This is a genomic window from Stenotrophomonas maltophilia, from assembly GCF_006970445.1.
GTDB classification, from domain to species: Bacteria; Pseudomonadota; Gammaproteobacteria; order Xanthomonadales; family Xanthomonadaceae; genus Stenotrophomonas; species Stenotrophomonas maltophilia_AU.
This window is the reverse complement of sequence record NZ_CP033877.1, coordinates 2,547,860-2,562,157: the sequence shown is the minus strand read 5'-3', so window position 1 is coordinate 2,562,157 and position 14,298 is coordinate 2,547,860. Positions and strand designations below refer to the sequence as shown.

General features: G+C 66.2%; 14 protein-coding genes. 7 read left to right on the top strand and 7 right to left on the bottom strand.

Annotated features, from left to right (window positions below):
- The first annotated feature begins 293 nt into the window (after positions 1-293).
- The 4 genes from EGM71_RS11815 (at position 294) to EGM71_RS11800 (ending at position 4,598) form a co-directional block, all read left to right on the top strand.
- The gene (locus EGM71_RS11815; protein WP_188485080.1) at positions 294-2,657 is read left to right on the top strand and encodes a ribonucleoside-diphosphate reductase subunit alpha; all 2,364 of its coding nucleotides are present in this window, start codon (positions 294-296) and stop codon (positions 2,655-2,657) included.
- Positions 2,658-2,766: 109 nt separating this feature from the next.
- The gene (locus EGM71_RS11810; RefSeq protein ID WP_005413719.1) at positions 2,767-3,807 is read left to right on the top strand and encodes a ribonucleotide-diphosphate reductase subunit beta; all 1,041 of its coding nucleotides are present in this window, start codon (positions 2,767-2,769) and stop codon (positions 3,805-3,807) included.
- A gap of 13 nt (positions 3,808-3,820) precedes the next feature.
- Positions 3,821-4,300 (top strand): flavodoxin, encoded by a 480-nt coding sequence (locus EGM71_RS11805; RefSeq protein WP_188489826.1) that lies wholly within the window; start codon positions 3,821-3,823, stop codon positions 4,298-4,300.
- On the top strand, positions 4,272-4,598 hold the full coding sequence (locus tag EGM71_RS11800) for a thioredoxin family protein (protein ID WP_005409967.1): 327 nt from the start codon (positions 4,272-4,274) through the stop codon (positions 4,596-4,598). The genes EGM71_RS11805 and EGM71_RS11800 overlap by 29 nt, the downstream gene beginning before the upstream one ends.
- Before the next feature lie 119 nt (positions 4,599-4,717).
- Here EGM71_RS11800 and EGM71_RS11795 read toward each other — a convergent pair whose 3' ends face one another.
- Entirely contained in the window at positions 4,718-6,049 is a 1,332-nt protein-coding gene (locus tag EGM71_RS11795; protein WP_164117271.1) for an Nramp family divalent metal transporter, read from the bottom strand.
- Positions 6,050-6,166: 117 nt separating this feature from the next.
- On the opposite strand from EGM71_RS11795, the gene mntR reads away from it, so the two are divergent.
- Positions 6,167-6,637, top strand: a complete 471-nt coding sequence (mntR, locus tag EGM71_RS11790) for a manganese-binding transcriptional regulator MntR (RefSeq protein ID WP_014037494.1) — start codon at positions 6,167-6,169, stop codon at positions 6,635-6,637.
- 40 nt (positions 6,638-6,677) lie between these two features.
- Here mntR and EGM71_RS11785 read toward each other — a convergent pair whose 3' ends face one another.
- The 3 genes from EGM71_RS11785 to fabR form a co-directional block, all read right to left on the bottom strand.
- Positions 6,678-7,226, bottom strand: coding sequence for a thioredoxin-like domain-containing protein (locus EGM71_RS11785; RefSeq protein ID WP_188485079.1), 549 nt, complete (start codon positions 7,224-7,226; stop codon positions 6,678-6,680).
- Complete coding sequence (locus EGM71_RS11780) at positions 7,216-9,375, bottom strand: TonB-dependent receptor plug domain-containing protein (protein WP_188485078.1); 2,160 nt, start codon at positions 9,373-9,375, stop codon at positions 7,216-7,218. Before EGM71_RS11780 ends, EGM71_RS11785 begins: the two co-directional genes overlap by 11 nt.
- Positions 9,376-9,653: 278 nt before the next feature.
- Positions 9,654-10,310 carry an HTH-type transcriptional repressor FabR gene (gene fabR, locus EGM71_RS11775; protein WP_188485077.1) on the bottom strand — a complete coding sequence of 219 codons (657 nt, stop codon included), beginning with the start codon at positions 10,308-10,310 and terminating at the stop codon, positions 9,654-9,656.
- Between the two features lie 92 nt (positions 10,311-10,402).
- Here fabR and EGM71_RS11770 point away from each other — a divergent pair, with 92 nt between their 5' ends.
- Both EGM71_RS11770 and EGM71_RS11765 read left to right on the top strand, forming a co-directional pair.
- Positions 10,403-11,473, top strand: coding sequence for a ferredoxin reductase (locus EGM71_RS11770; RefSeq protein WP_188485076.1), 1,071 nt, complete (start codon positions 10,403-10,405; stop codon positions 11,471-11,473).
- A gap of 11 nt (positions 11,474-11,484) precedes the next feature.
- Positions 11,485-12,633 carry a fatty acid desaturase family protein gene (locus EGM71_RS11765; RefSeq protein ID WP_164117263.1) on the top strand — a complete coding sequence of 383 codons (1,149 nt, stop codon included), beginning with the start codon at positions 11,485-11,487 and terminating at the stop codon, positions 12,631-12,633.
- A gap of 5 nt (positions 12,634-12,638) precedes the next feature.
- Here EGM71_RS11765 and EGM71_RS11760 read toward each other — a convergent pair whose 3' ends face one another.
- Genes EGM71_RS11760 through EGM71_RS11750 form a run of 3 tightly spaced genes read right to left on the bottom strand, consistent with a single transcriptional unit; the run spans position 12,639 to position 14,175 of the window.
- Entirely contained in the window at positions 12,639-12,974 is a 336-nt protein-coding gene (locus EGM71_RS11760) for a tetratricopeptide repeat protein (RefSeq protein WP_188485075.1), read from the bottom strand.
- Positions 12,971-13,549 (bottom strand): flavin reductase family protein, encoded by a 579-nt coding sequence (locus tag EGM71_RS11755; protein ID WP_188485074.1) that lies wholly within the window; start codon positions 13,547-13,549, stop codon positions 12,971-12,973. The genes EGM71_RS11760 and EGM71_RS11755 overlap by 4 nt, the downstream gene beginning before the upstream one ends.
- The gene (locus EGM71_RS11750; RefSeq protein WP_188485073.1) at positions 13,546-14,175 is read right to left on the bottom strand and encodes a superoxide dismutase; all 630 of its coding nucleotides are present in this window, start codon (positions 14,173-14,175) and stop codon (positions 13,546-13,548) included. The genes EGM71_RS11755 and EGM71_RS11750 overlap by 4 nt, the downstream gene beginning before the upstream one ends.
- Positions 14,176-14,298 lie beyond the last annotated feature (123 nt).

Here is a 14,298-nt window from a genome sequence, read left to right as displayed (position 1 = left end):
TCCGAGTATCCCCACTATGTTGTGGTCGTCACTCCCGGTCAGCCGCCGCCGCCGGACATGCAGCAAACGTCCCGCGGCCCGCCCCTGAAGGCTTGCCGTGTCGACGCGGCCGCCATCGTGCGGACGCAGGTCGCCCCCACGGCCCGGATACCGGCCGCAGGCGCAGGCAGATGCCGACGACCTACGTTCCCGTGCCCTGGCAATCCACCCGTTCGCCCCGTGCGCCGGTATCGCGTGCAGGGCCGCCATGGCATCGACCGCCAACGCGCGTGCGAGCCTGGAGTTTCACCACCATGACCGACAGTACCTTCCGCGTGGCCGATCTGGCCGGCGCTGGCGACGCCTTGCGCGCCGGTGGCGAGCGCGTGCCGACCTGGATCACCAAGGAGGCCGGCAACCGCCGCCTGCCGTTCGAGGCCGAGCGCCTGCAGCGCAGCATCGATGCGGTGCATGCCGAGTTCCCGCAGCTGGATGTGAGCGACTACCGCCGCGTGGTGCAGGCGATGGTCGAGCGCAAGCCCAGCATCAGCGCCGACGACCTGGTCGATCTGCTGATCCGTGAGGCCGAGTCGCGCGTGGACCTGGTCGCGCCGGAGTGGGAGCAGTTTGCCGCGCGCATCTACCTGCGCCGCCTGTACAAGCGCGCCAGCCGCAACCGCTTCTACGATGTCGGTCTGAAGTACGGCTCCTACGTGGGCCTGCAGGAAAGCCTGGCCGACCGCGGCATCTACAGCAACGACATCCTGCGCTGCTATTCGAAGGAAGAGCTGCAGCAGGCCGGCGAGATGATCGACCCGGAACGCGACCGCCTGTTCGCCTACAACGGCCTGTACCTGCTGGCCACGCGCTATCTGGCCAGCGACCGCAGCCGCGAGGTCTATGAACTGCCGCAGGAGCGCTGGCTGACCATCGCGCTGTACCTCATGCAGGAGGAAAAACCGCGCGAGCGGCGCATGCAGCTGGTCGGCGAGGCGTACTGGGCGCTGTCCAACCTGTACATGACCGTCGCCACACCGACCCTGGCCAATGCCGGCAAGGTGGGTGGGCAGCTGTCCAGCTGCTTCATCGACACGGTCGACGACAGCCTGCAGGGCATCTATGACTCCAATACCGATATCGCCCGCGTGTCCAAGCACGGCGGTGGTGTTGGTGCCTACCTGGGCTACGTGCGCAGCAGCGGCGCACCGATCCGCGGTGTGGCCAATTCCTCCGGCGGCGTGGTGCCGTGGATCAAGCAGCTCAACAACACCGCGGTGTCGGTCGATCAGCTTGGCCAGCGCAAGGGCGCGGTGGCGGTGTACCTGGACATCTGGCATCGCGACATCGAAGCGTTCATGGACCTGCGCCTGAACAACGGCGACCAGCGCCTGCGCGCGCACGATGTGTTCACCTCGGTGTGCGTGCCCGACCTGTTCATGGAAGCGGTCGAGCGTCGCGCCGACTGGTACCTGTTCGACCCGCACGAGGTGAAGCAGGCCAAGGGCTGGTACCTGCAGGACTTCTATGATGAGACGCGCGGCGCGGGCAGCTTCCGCGACCGCTACGCCGAACTGGTGGCCGATGAGCGCATCAGCCGGCGCACGGTGAAGGCCATCGATCTGTTCAAGCGGATCATGCTCAGCCAGCTGGAAACCGGCAACCCGTTCCTGTTCTACCGCGACGAGGTCAATCGCCGGAATCCGAACAAGCATGCGGGCATGATCTATTCCAGCAACCTGTGCACCGAGATCCTGCAGAACATGAGCCCGACGCGGATGATCCAGGAGATCGTCAGCGGCGACCAGATCGTCACCACACGCCGTGCCGGTGACTTCGTGGTCTGCAACCTCTCCTCGATCAACCTCGGCCGGGCGATCAGTGCGCCGGATGACCTGCTGGCCACCGATGTGCTGGAGCGCCTGATCCCGATCCAGGTGCGCATGCTCGACAACGTGATCGACCTCAACGCGTTGCCGGTGCCGCAGGCCACCATCACCAACCGCAAGTACCGCGCCATCGGCCTGGGCACGTTCGGCTGGCACCACCTGCTGGCGCAGCAGGCAATCCAGTGGGAATCACCGGATGCTGAAGCGCTGGCCGACCGCCTATACGAGCGCATCAACTTCCTGACCATCCAGGCCAGCGCGCAACTGGCGCAGGAGAAGGGCAGCTACCCGATGTTCGCGGGCAGCGACTGGCACAACGGGCGCTACTTCCGCGACCGTGGCTACACTGGCGCCGCGTGGGACAGCCTGGCTCACGAGGTCGCCACGCACGGCCTGCGCAACGGCTGGCTGCTGGCCGTCGCGCCGAACATGAGCACCGCGCAGATTGCCGGTTCCACCGCGTCGATCGACCCGATCTACAGCGCGTTCTACTACGAGGAAAAGAAGGACTTCCGGCGGCCGGTGGCGGCGCCGGGCCTGTCGCTGGAAACCTGGCCGTACTACGAGAAAGGGGCTTACAAGGTCGACCAGTTCGCCAGCGTGCGCCAGAACGCGCGGCGCCAGCGCCATGTCGACCAGTCGATCAGCTTCAACCTGTATGTGCCCAGCACGATCCGCGCCAGCACCCTGCTGGAGCTGCACCTGAGCGCCTGGCGCGAAGGCCTGAAGACCACTTACTACGTGCGCTCCAACGACATCGACATCAGCGAATGCGAGTGGTGCTCCAGCTGACCGCCGGCGACCCACGGTAATGCCGGCCGCTGGCCGGCAACATCGCGATCCACGGTAGTGCCGGCCGCTGGCCGGCAACACGATAGAAAGAGAACGAAGGCAGAAACCCATGGCAACCCCCCTCGACCGCATCAAGATTCTCGAACCGCGCCATCCCAATCGCAGCACCGGCATCATCAACGGCCAGACCAGTGGCATCCTCAACTGGAACGACATTCCTTATCCGTCCTTCTATCGGGCCTACAAGGAGCTGTCGACCAACTTCTGGATTCCCGACGAGGTCGACATGAAGCTGGACGCCCGCCAGTACGGCGAGCTCAACGCACGCGAGAAGAATGCCTACGACTCGATCATCGGCCTGCTGGCCACGCTGGATTCACCGCAGACGCGCTTCATCTACAACGTGGCTGAGTACATCACCGACCCGGCTGCACATGCCAACGCGGCGATCATCGGCCAGCAGGAAGTGATCCACAACGAGAGCTACAGCTACGTGCTGGCCTCGATCACCGACCTGCCGAACCAGAACCGCATCTTCGAGATCGCCCGCACCCACCCGACCATCATCAAACGCAACGCACCGATCATGGGCGCGTATGACGACTTCATGCGCGAGAAGACCGCCGAGACCCTGCTGAAGTCGTTGATCCAGTCCTCGATCCTGGAAGGCATCAACTTCTATTCCGGTTTCGCCTACTTCTACAACATGGTGCGGCAGAACCGCATGAACGGCACCGGCAAGATCATCAGCTTCATCAACCGCGACGAGCTGGCGCATACCAAGTTCATCAGCGAGTTGATCCGCGCCATCATCGGCGAGAACCCGGAGCTGCAGACCAACGAGCTGACCGCCTACGTGCACCAATCGTTCGAGCACGCCATCGAGCTGGAGACGCAATGGTCGTCGGAGGTGCTGGACGGTATCGATGGCATCGACGTGGACGAGATGGTGCGCTACGTAAAGTACCGCGCCAACAAGATGGCCGGCATGCTCGGCATCGAACGCCTGTACAGCGACACCACCGACAACGTGATGCCGTGGATCAAGGCCTACGCCGACAACTTCACTGAAACCAAGACCGACTTCTTCGAGATGCGCAATGCAAGTTACAAGAAGACCAACGTCGACAACGGCTTCGACGATCTCTGAGCCCGGCGCCGTGCTGAGCATCCTGGTGGTGGTCGCCTCCTTGAGCGGCAACACCCGAGAGCTCGGCCGGCAGATCGCCGAGCGCTGCCGCGCTGCAGGTCACGCCGTGCACTGGCACGAGGCCGACGACCTGCGGCAGGCGCCGCCGCTGGCCGCCGGCGAGGCCGATCTGGTCCTGCTGGGCTGCTGGACCGACAACGCCGGCCGCACGCCGGCGGAGATGAAGGCGTGGGTGGCGGGCATTGCCGAGCGCGGCGAGCGGCCACGGCAGCTGGCGGTGTTCGGCACCGGCGAAACGCAGTGGGGGCAGGAGTACTACTGCGGTGCCGTGCACCGGCTGATCCGCTATTTCCGCAGCGACTACCCGCCGCTGGAGATCGAACAGATGCCGCATGGCGAGCGTCATGCCGAGGCCATCGACGCCTGGACCGAGGCGGTCCTGGCCCATTACTGGAGCAACAGCGATGCAGATCATCGACGCCACCACGCCTGAGCAGTTCCAGCAGTTGCTGGCCGAGCACCCGCGGGTGCTGGTGGATTTTCACAAGGACCAGTGCCCGGGCTGCCGGATGCTGGAGATGTCGTTGCACCGGGTGGCCAACAGCGTCGCGGGGCAGGGCACCACGTTGCTGCGCGTGCAGCTGGAGGTGCTGGGTGAGGCGTTCTTCCGGGAGCTGGGGTTGCGGCAGACACCGACCCTCTCGCTGTTCCGTGACGGTGATGAGCGCACGCGCCTGGCCGGATTCCAGTCGCCGCAGCAGATCGAGGCCGCGATCGCGCTGCATCTATAGCGCGGAGGTGGCGGGGTCGGAGCCCTTGCCAGCGGCAAGGGCTCTGACCCCCACGCCGTGTAAAGTCATCCACGCATGGCGTGGATCTACTGGGGCAGGACCGACCCCGGCAATTGGCATCACCCGCCGCTGAAGGTATCCACCAGCAGCTTCACGTTCAGCACCACGATCACCAGCGCGATCACCCAGGCGATCGCGCCCAGCCAGCGCGGCGCCACCAGCGCCCCCATCGTCACCTTGTCGGTCACGATCCGCACCAGCGGGATGATTGCGAACGGCAGTTGCATCGACAGCACCACCTGGCTCAGCACCAGCAGCTTCACCGCGCCCTGGTCGCCGAACAGCATGATCACCACCACCACCGGAATGATCGCCAGTGCGCGCGTGATCAGCCGACGCAGCCACGGCGGCAGGCGCAGGTGCAGGAAACCTTCCATCACGATCTGGCCGGCAAGCGTCGCCGTCACCGTCGAGTTCAGGCCGGAGGCCAGCAGCGCGATCGCAAACAATGTCGCCGCCGCGCCGACGCCCAGCATCGGCGCCAGCAGCTGGTGCGCCTGCTCGATGTCTTCCACGTCGAAACGTCCATTGGCATGGAACACCGCCGCCGCCAGGATCAGGATGCTGGCGTTGATGAACAATGCGAGGGTCAGCGCAATGGTGCTGTCGGTCACCGCCCAGCGCAGCGCGCTGCGGCGACCTTCATCCGTGCGCGGGTAGGCGCGGGTCTGCACGATGGACGAATGCAGGTAGAGATTGTGCGGCATCACCGTGGCACCGATGATGCCGATCGCGATGTACAGCGCGTGCGGATCGGTCACCACCTGCGCACGCGGAATGAAGCCGCCCAGCACCGCCATCACCGGCGGCGCAGCCATCGCGATCTGCACCACGAAGCAGGCGAAGATCACCATCAGCAGCGCGATCACGAAGGCCTCCAGCGCACGGAAGCCGCGGTTCATCAGCAGCAGTACCAGCAATGTATCCAGCGCAGTGATCACCGCACCCCACAACAGGGGCAGATCGAACAGCAGTTTCAGTGCGATCGCGGTGCCGATCACCTCGGCCAGGTCGCAGGCGATGATCGCGGCCTCGCACAGTGCCCACAGCGCCAGGTTCACCGGCTTCGGGTAGCGCGCGCGGCAGGCCTGCGCCAGGTCCATGCCGGTGGCGATGCCGAGCCGCGCCGACAGCGCCTGCAGGATCACCGCCATCAGGTTGGAGATGAGGATGACCGACAGCAGCAGGTAGCCGAAGCGCGAACCGCCGGCGAGGTCGGTGGCCCAGTTGCCCGGATCCATGTAGCCGACCGAGATCATGTAGCCGGGGCCGAGGAAGGCCAGCAGGCGGAACCACCAATGGCCCTTGTCGGGCACCGCGACCGAGGCGTTGAGCGCACCCAGGCTGGCCGGAGTGGAGGCCGAAGGGTCGCGGGGCGCCAGGGTGTTCATGGGTCCGAATATAGCTCCTGCTATAGTCATTAGCAATGTGAAACAATCGTCTTTATCGCGTTACTGGTCCAGAATTCAGGTTCAACACCGGATTACACCGGAAGGACAGGCGCAGGCGTGGGCAAGACCGACGATTCGACATCGCTGAAAAGCACCCCCTTGATCGAGGCCGAGCGCCAGGTCGAGAGCTTCCGGCAGGTACGCGAGGCGCACCGGATGGAGCTGGTGGAGGACTATGTCGAGCTGATTTCGGACCTGCTGGCCGATGGCGGCGAGGCCCGCCAGGTCGACATCGCCACGCGCCTGGGTGTTGCCCAGCCCACCGTGGCGAAGATGCTGCGGCGCCTGGCCCGCGATGGCTGGGTGGTGCAGCGGCCGTACCGCGGCGTGTTCCTGACCCCGGAAGGCGAGGCGCTGGCCCATGCCAGCCGCCAGCGCCACCAGACGGTGGAGCGTTTCCTGCTGGCGCTGGGCGTGGACCCGGATACCGCACGGCGCGATGCCGAGGGCATCGAGCACCATGTGAGCGAACAGACACTGGCCTTGTTCGAAGCGTTCGTGCGCAAGGCCGAGGGCGGGGCGCCGTAACGGTTGCGTCGGGCCATGCCCGGCGGCATTTCGCGCGATCCTACAATCCAGGCGGGCAGCGCGCCTGCTGCTGCGCGCACGCGCGTTTCGTCCATTCCTTCAACACCGGCTGCAGGCCATCGTAGCGGCGCCCGTGCCAGCCATTGGCAAGTACATTCCCGTCGGCATCGATCAGCACCAGGTTCGGCGGTGCCAACCCGGCCAATGCCTGCAGCGCGGGCATGCGCGCGGCGCGGCGCGGGTCCAGCACCGGCCACGGCATGTCCTGCGCGTGCATGTAGCGGCGCAACGCAGCCTCGCTTTCGTCCAGGCTGACGTACACCACTTCGGTATCGGCGCCGGCTTCGCGCAATGCGTCGCGCACGCTGCGCAGCGTGGGTACGAAGGCATGGCACGGTGCACACCAGTCGGCGCCGAAGTACAGCGCCACCAGCTTCGGCGGCCGCGGCCACTGCATCGGCCGCAGCGAGCGCTGTTCCGGCCGCATCAGCGAGGCCGAAACCTGCGTGTGCAGGTCCGCAGCCATCGCCGGTACGGCCAGCAGCACGGCACAGGCCAGCAACAACGTTCGCTGCAGCTTAGAACGCATAGCGCAGGTTGACGTACCACGAACGTGCGAAACGGGGCCCGTAGACATAGTCGCTGTCTCGCAGCGCCCCCACTTCCAGGTCTTTCTGTCGCTGGTCGAAGACGTTCTTGACGCCCGCGGCCACCGACACTTCCTGCTGTGCCTGCGCGCCCAGGTGCCGGTGCCAGCGCGCCCCGAGGTCGGTGACCAGGAACGAGCGCGTGCGGTGCAGCTCGCCCAGCCGGTTGTTCAGTACCGACATCGGGCCCGTGTGGCGCAGCGCCACGAAGGTCTCCCACGGTTCGGCCGGCATCCAGCTGAGCTGTGCCAGGCCGGTCCAGCGCGGGGTCTTCAGGTAGTCGCGGCTTTCGATCACGGTGTCGCCACCGTCGCCGGTGTCGTCGAAGATGCGCTGCGGTTCGCGGAAGCGCGAGCGATACCACGAGGCACCGGCGGTCAGGCGCCATTGCGGTGAGGGTTGCCAGCCCAGGTTGGTTTCCGCGCCCAGCACGTTCGAGCCGGAAGCGTTGTAGCGCAGCTGGCTCAGCTGGCCGTCATCGCCGCGCTGGATCTCGCCCAGCGCGAAGGTATCGCGGATGCGTGCATACGAGGCGGTAGCATCCCAGCTCCAGACCGGATTGGCCGGGTCCGAACGCCAGTCGAAGCCGAACAGGGTGGTCAATGCGCGCTCTTCCTTCAGGCCATCGGTATTGCGCACGCGTACCTGTTCGCCGCCGAGCGTATCGACGTGCACATCCTCGACGAAGATCTCCGGGGCACGGAAGCCGGTGGCAACGCCTGCCCGCCACTTCAGGTTCGGCGTGGCCTGCCAGGCCAGCGCGATGCGCGGCGAGAACACCGCGTTGTCCAGCTCCGAGCTCTTGTCCACGCGTGCGCCCAGCACCAGGTCGACGTTGTCGCGCAGGCTCCATTCGTCCTGGATGAAGGCGCCCAGGTTGTGGAAGGTCGCATCCTCCAGCACCGCAATACGCTGCCCGTCACCGGTGCGGTTGTCGTCGCGCAGCGCCTCGTGCTTGTACTGCACGCCGAAGGCCAGCGCGTGCGCGCCCAGCCGCCAGTTCAGCTGGCTGTCGATGTAGTGCAGCGGGTTGTGGGTGCGGCCATACTGGCGCCATGAGCGTGAGGCCGCGCTGCCAGCCACGTTGGGGTCCAGCTGCGACGGGTCATAGCCGGGCGCGGACGGATCGGTGACCACATCACCCAGACCGCCATAGAAGCTGTCACGGTCGATGTCGGCGAAGGCGTAGGCCAGGCGGAAATCGACGTCCGCATTGATTTCCTGGTCCCACGACACGCTGCCGCGGCGGTATTTCGTGTCCAGTGATTCGGCGATGTTGGCCAGGTACTCGGGCTGGTCCAGGCGGTTGCCGCCGCGGCGGGTTTCATCGGTCACCTGCAGGTCCAGGCGCAGCCGCGTGCCCGGTGTGGGCGCGTACCAGGCCTGCAGCCCGCCGACCTTGAGATTCTTGCGGGTGATCTCGGTATAGCCGTCACCGTTGTAGTCGATGCCACTGTTCCAGTTGCGCTGGGCAATCACTGACAGGCCCGCGTCTGCTTCCTTGGCCACCAGGTCCAGCCGCACGTCGGCGTTCTTCTGCGGCGTACCTTTCAGGACATCCACGCCGGCCTGCACATGGCCACCGCTGCGTGCCGGCAGCGGCGGTATCAGGTTGATCACACCGGCAACCGCGCCCGGGCCGTACAGTGCCGAGCCACCGCCCTTGACCACTTCGATGCGGTCGACGAACCCGGCCGGGATCTGTTCCAGGCCGTACACGCTGCCCAGCGTGGACAGCAGCGGGATGCCATCGAACAGCAGCTGGTTGTAGGCACCGGGCAGGCCCAGCAACTGTACTTCGCTGGTGTTGCAGTTCTGGCAGTTGCTCTCCACGCGCAGGCCGTTGATCAGCTCGGCGGCGCGCGAGAAGTCCGTGGCCGCGCGCAGCGCGATGTCTTCCTTGCGTAGCACTTCGGTGCGGATCGGCACGTCCGAGAGCAAGCGTTCGCTGCGGGTGGCAGTGCTGACCTTGACCTGCACACGGTCCAGTTCGGTCGGTTTCGGAGTGGTGGCCAGAGCAGGCAGCGGCAGGGCGATGGCAATGGCGGCGGCGAGCGGCAACCGGCGGAAGCGGTGGGGGATAAAGCGCATGAGGGCGTCGTCCTTGGGGGAAGAAAGGCGGCGAGGGCGACCTGGCTGATGCATATGAAAGCAGTGGCTTATGAAGATAGCAAGTGCTATATAACGAAGCCGAAGCAATTCCGAGTGAAGCACTGGCCGAGTCAGATCATGATAGTGTTATAACATCACACATAACGGCCACAACCCTGCCGGTGGTCATATGCGGAGGGTGGAATTGCCGTGGGGGGCAGGGGAGGTGGAGTCAGAGCCCTTTCCCTTGGAAAGGGATCCGACCCGGGGGGCGATCGTCAGCCGCGGCGGAATGCGGCGGGCGTGCGGGCGCCGACAATGATCATGCGGATCATCGTGGAGATCTGTTCGATCAGCTCCGGATCCTTCTCCGGCGGCAGGTCCATGGCGGTGGCGCCCATCGCGAACACCAGCCGGGTGATGGCCTTGGCCACCAGTTCAGGGGCATGCAGCACGGCGCCATCCAGCGCGGCCAGGCGCACCAGGTCGTGCTGCAGCTCTTCTTCGAAATAGTGCAGTTCGCGCTCGACCGCATGCTTGAAGTCGTCCGAGCCGACCGCGCCTTCGCGCAGCAGCACGTGCAGCAGCTTGTCGTCGGCGCGCAGCTGTTCCATGAAGGTCTCCACCGAAACCCGCACCACGCTGGTGGCGGTGGAGGTGGCGCGCTGGCGGGCCTCACCGATGATGGTGCGCAGCGAGCGGCCGGCTGCGTCGATCAGCGCCACGGCCAGTTCGTCCATGTCGCGGAACTGCCGGTAGAAGCTGTTCGGCGCGATGCCGGCCTCACGTGCCACTTCGCGCAGGCTGAGCGTGGACAGGCTGCGGTGCGGCCCGATCAGTTTCAGGGCGGCGGCCAGCAGATCCTCGCGGCTCACCGTACGGCGGGCCGGGCTGTTGGCATCTTCGGGCGTCGACAAGGCGGTGGCGGCGGCCATGGGGGTTCCGGTGGGGCGAGGCTGAATCATACCCAATCCGGTTCAATATACACATGTATACACAGGTGTATGTGCGCCCGTATAGTTCGCCCATGAGCGCTGTCGTCCGTCCGTCCCTGTTCTCTCCGTACCGCTGGGTCTCGCCGTCGCTGTTCGATTTCTGGGCGGGCCAGCTCAATCCCCTGTGGACCCTGCGCGAGCCGGTGGCCCGCCTGGTGCGGCGCGAGCCGGCCGGCGAGGGCGCGGCAACCCTGGTCCTGCGCACCAACCGGCACTGGGCCGGCATGCGCGCGGGCCAGCACGTCACCCTGGGCGTAGAGATTGAAGGACGCCTGTGGCAGCGCAGCTACAGCCCGACCGCACTCGGGCCGCGCGAACTGGCGATCACCGTCAAGGCGGTCGAGGGCGGCCGGGTCAGCCAGCATCTGGTCAACCACGCACAGCCGGGTGAGCTGTTCCGCCTGGAGGCTGCGTTCGGTGAATTCCAGTTGCCAGCGGCGGCTCCGGTATTTCTGCTGGCCGCCGGCAGTGGCATCACGCCGATGCGCAGCCTGCTGCGCGAGGCCTGCCAGCGTCCGCTGGCCGCACCCGTGGACCTGTTCTACTGGGAGCGCAGTGCCGCCCACCTGCAGTTCCGTGATGAGCTGCAGGCACTGGCCGCGAGCCAGCCGAACCTGCGTGTGCATCTGCTGACCACCCGCGAAGGTGATGTACCTGCCGCACGCATCGATACCCACGCGCTGCAGGTGGCAGGCGATGACACCCCGCTGGCGCAGCGCCACGTGCTGGCCTGTGGCCCGGACGGATTCGTTGCCGCTGCGCGCGAACGCCTGGCGTACCAGGTCGCTGGTTTCCAGGCGGAAGCGTTCACCCCGCCGGCGCCGTTGCGTGACGCCAGCAGCGAAGGCGAGGTAGTGCTGACGTTGGCGCGCAGTGGCCGCCAGCTGAGCGTGCCGCGCGGCAGCTCGTTGCTGGAGAGCCTCGAAGCCCATGGCATCAAGCCCAAGCATGGCTGCCGCATGGGCATCTGCAACACCTGCAGCTGTGACCGCGTCAGTGGCGCCACCCGCCACCTGCGCACCGGCGACCTGCAGTCCGAATCGGCACAGCCGGTACGGATCTGCGTGAGCGCACCGACCACCGACCTGACCCTGGATCTCTGAGGACGCCTGCCATGACCCGCGCTACCGACCGTGCCCTGAGTACTGCCGAGATGCATGCCTTCGGTGAGGAACTCGACGCGATCCGCGACCGTGTGATCGGCAGCCTCGGCGCCTCCGATACCCGCTACATCCGCCGCGTGGCCGCCGCCGTGCGCTGGTTCGGCGTGGGTGGCCGTGGCCTGCTGTTCCTGGCGGCGTTTTCGCCGCTGTTCTGGATGCCGCTGCTGTGGCCGGCCGCGATCACCGGCACGCTGCTGCTGGCGCTGTCGAAGATCCTGGAGAACATGGAGCTGGGCCACAATGTGATGCACGGCCAGTTCGACTGGACCGGTGATCCCAAACTCAATGGCAACACCTACGAGTGGGACATCGTGGCCACCGCCGACAACTGGCGCAAGACCCACAATTTCCGCCACCACACCTACACCAACGTGCGTGGCATGGACGATGACATCGGTTATGGCCTGCTGCGCATCTTCCCGGAGCAGCGCTGGAAGCCGTTCTACCTGCTGCAGCCGATCATCGCGCCGATCTTCGCACTGCTGTTCCAGTGGGGCGTGGCCGCGCAGGACCTGCGCCTGGGCCGCTGGCTGAAGGGCCGCATGAGTGCGCGAGCGATGTGGCTGCAGACCCGCCCAGTGGCGCGCAAGATGCTGCGCCAGGTGCTGAAGGACTACGTGTTCTTCCCGCTGCTGGCCGGCCCGTTCTTCCTCACCGTGATGCTGGGCAACATGGTGGCCAACGGCCTGCGCAACATCTGGACCTACGTGATCATCTTCTGCGGCCACTTCACCGCCGAATCGGAAACCTTCCCGAAGGAATGCCTGCGCAATGAATCGCGCGGCCACTGGTACCTGCGCCAGCTGCGCGGTTCGTCCAACATCAGCGGCGGCTTCCTGATCAACGTGCTGTCGGGCAACCTCAGCCACCAGATCGAGCATCACTTCTACCCGGACCTGCCGGCCAACCGCTACGCGGCCATCGCCAAGGAAGTGAAGGACATCTGCCGCCGCTACGGCCAGCACTACAACAACGGCTCGCTGCCGCGCCAGTTCGGCCAGGTGGTCTGGCGCATCCTGCGCCATGCGTTCCCGAGCAAGCCGCGCCGCCTGCCGATGTCGGACATCATGTCCGCACCGGCATCGGCCAACGCGGGCTGATCGACTCAGCCCACCTTCGCCAGGGCCGCCTGATCGCGGTCCAGGCGACGCAGGAACACCTGCATTTCCTTGCGCGCCTGCTGGTCGCCCTTGCTGCCGGCCACGCTCAACCCGCGCTGCCACGCCTCGCGCGCGGCCTGCGGCTGGCCGCCGGCCAGCCACGCCTTGCCGAGCAGCTTCCACGCCGCCGAGTACTGCGGATCAAGCACTACGCATCGGCCCAGATGGGTTGCGGCGCGTACCGGATTGCCGGCATCCAGCCAGCCCTTGCCCAGGCCGAAGCGCAGCAGCGCGCCATCCTTGCCGGCGGCGAGCATGCATTCCAGTGCTTCGATGTTCATCCGCGTACCTCCACCAGCAGTTCGGCCGGACCCGGCTGGAACCGTCCGCGATGGAACAGCAGCGGCGCGCCGCCGTTCTCGTGCACTTCGATGATGCGACCGGCCAGCAGCAGGTGATCGCCGACCGGCCACTGCGCGTGGCGGGTACAGGTGAGATGGGCCACTGCACCAGCGATGCGTGGCGGGGCGTCCTCGTCGTCATCCAGCAATGCCAGGCCGTCGAAGCGGTCGCGCACCTGCGGATCAGCGAAGCGCCGGGCCAGTGCCTCCTGATTGGCCGCCAGCACGCTGATCGCAAAGCGGGTGGCACGCTGGAAGGTGGACAGGCTCTGTGCGTGCAACGCCAGGTTCCACAGCACCAACGGTGGCTGCAGGGAGACCGGTACGAACGAGTTGATGGTCAGGCCGACCGGCTTGCCCTGTGCATCGCGCGCGCAGACGATGGCCACGCCGGTCGGGAAGTGACCGAGCAGCCGCCGCAGGGCACGCGGCGGCATCTCGACCGACGGCACCGGAGCGGGGGCGGGGAAGACCCCCGCCCACGGCCCGGCGTACGGCAGTGTCTCGCCGCTCATGAGGCCCGGGCCTGGCGGTAGCGCCGGCCGACCTCGGCCCAGTTGATGATGTTGAAGAACGCGCCGATGTAGTCCGGGCGACGGTTCTGGTAGTGCAGGTAGTAGGCGTGTTCCCAGACGTCCAGTGCGAGGATCGGGGTATTGCCGGACAGGCCGACGGCTGCACCCATCAGCGGGCTGTCCTGGTTGGCGCTGCTTTCCACCTGCAGGCGGCCACCACGATCACTGGTCAGCCAGGCCCAGCCACTGCCGAAACGGGTCTGCGCAGCCTTGGTGAAGGCGTCCTTGAAGGCGTCGAAACCGCCGAGGTCACGGTCAATGGCCGCGGCCAGCTCGTCATCGGGCGCGCCGCCGTCGGTGCTGAGCACGGTCCAGAACAGGCTGTGGTTGGCGTGCCCGCCACCGTTGTTGCGGACCGCGCCGCGCTGCGCCTCGGGCACAGCATCGAGGTTGGCGATCAGCGCCTCGACCGGTTGTTCGGCGATGCCGGCCTGCTCGATGGCGGCATTGAGGTTGTTGACGTAGGTCTGGTGGTGCTTGCTGTGATGGATTTCCATCGTGCGCGCATCGAAATGCGGCTCGAGGGCGTCATAGGCGTAGGGGAGCGGGGGAAGCGAGTACGACATCGAAGCAATCTCCGTGGGGAAGGCCAGGGGGTTGGCCGTGCGGAGATCGTTATCGCACCTCAACATTGGTTGAGGTCAAGGGGACGCATGGAATGCGTGCACTGGCGGCGCCTTGATTCATTC

What these genes read in the sequence shown, in the direction of transcription:
- EGM71_RS11755 (WP_188485074.1), bottom strand. Translation starts at nt 13,549, where the DNA reads ATGAGCGGCGAGACACTGCCGTACGCCGGGCCGTGGGCGGGGGTCTTC.
- EGM71_RS11800 (WP_005409967.1), top strand. Translation starts at nt 4,272, where the DNA reads ATGCAGATCATCGACGCCACCACGCCTGAGCAGTTCCAGCAGTTGCTG.
- EGM71_RS11750 (WP_188485073.1), bottom strand. Translation starts at nt 14,175, where the DNA reads ATGTCGTACTCGCTTCCCCCGCTCCCCTACGCCTATGACGCCCTCGAG.
- EGM71_RS11770 (WP_188485076.1), top strand. Translation starts at nt 10,403, where the DNA reads ATGAGCGCTGTCGTCCGTCCGTCCCTGTTCTCTCCGTACCGCTGGGTC.
- EGM71_RS11815 (WP_188485080.1), top strand. Translation starts at nt 294, where the DNA reads ATGACCGACAGTACCTTCCGCGTGGCCGATCTGGCCGGCGCTGGCGAC.
- EGM71_RS11780 (WP_188485078.1), bottom strand. Translation starts at nt 9,375, where the DNA reads ATGCGCTTTATCCCCCACCGCTTCCGCCGGTTGCCGCTCGCCGCCGCC.
- EGM71_RS11810 (WP_005413719.1), top strand. Translation starts at nt 2,767, where the DNA reads ATGGCAACCCCCCTCGACCGCATCAAGATTCTCGAACCGCGCCATCCC.
- EGM71_RS11795 (WP_164117271.1), bottom strand. Translation starts at nt 6,049, where the DNA reads ATGAACACCCTGGCGCCCCGCGACCCTTCGGCCTCCACTCCGGCCAGC.
- EGM71_RS11785 (WP_188485079.1), bottom strand. Translation starts at nt 7,226, where the DNA reads ATGCGTTCTAAGCTGCAGCGAACGTTGTTGCTGGCCTGTGCCGTGCTG.
- EGM71_RS11765 (WP_164117263.1), top strand. Translation starts at nt 11,485, where the DNA reads ATGACCCGCGCTACCGACCGTGCCCTGAGTACTGCCGAGATGCATGCC.
- fabR (WP_188485077.1), bottom strand. Translation starts at nt 10,310, where the DNA reads ATGGCCGCCGCCACCGCCTTGTCGACGCCCGAAGATGCCAACAGCCCG.
- EGM71_RS11760 (WP_188485075.1), bottom strand. Translation starts at nt 12,974, where the DNA reads ATGAACATCGAAGCACTGGAATGCATGCTCGCCGCCGGCAAGGATGGC.